Below are 564 nucleotides of genomic sequence, written 5' to 3'. Positions count from 1 at the left end.
ACCGGATCCCGGTTCGTGGCGTGTCCCTTCGCCGGGCCCGCGGCGCCGGGGCAGCGGATGTATCGGACCGGGGATCTGGTGTGGTGGCGCGCTGATGGGCAGCTGGATTATCTGGGCCGCGCCGATGAGCAGGTCAAGATCCGCGGCTACCGGATCGAGCTGGGCGAGATCCAGGCCGCCCTGACCGGGCTGGACGGGGTGGACCAGGCGGTGGTGATCGCCCGTGAGGACCAGCCCGGCACCCGCCGGCTGGTCGGCTACATCACCGGGGGCGCCGACCCCACAACGGCGCGCGCCGCGCTGGCCGAGCGGTTGCCCGAGCATATGGTGCCGGCCGCGGTGGTGGCGCTTGACGCGTTGCCGTTGACGGCCAACGGCAAACTCGACACCCGCGCGCTGCCCGCCCCGGACTACACCGGCGCCGGGCGCTACCGCGCCGCGGGCGATGCGGTCGAAGAGATCTTGGCCGGCATTTATGCCGACATCTTGGGTGTGCAGCGGGTCGGGGTCGATGATTCGTTCTTCGAGCTGGGTGGGGACAGCATCGCGGCGATGCGGGTGATC

General features: G+C 71.3%; 1 protein-coding gene. It reads left to right on the top strand.

Annotated elements, in window-relative coordinates:
• Window positions 1–564, top strand: a 564-nt coding sequence (locus A5753_RS02440; protein ID WP_156655891.1) for a phosphopantetheine-binding protein, incomplete at both ends; no start/stop codon positions are given.

The organism is Mycobacterium sp. 852002-51971_SCH5477799-a, assembly GCF_001667145.1.
Classification (GTDB): Bacteria; Actinomycetota; Actinomycetes; order Mycobacteriales; family Mycobacteriaceae; genus Mycobacterium.
The sequence above is the reverse complement of the archived record's forward strand: the minus strand, read 5'-3'. Positions and strand labels throughout refer to the sequence as shown.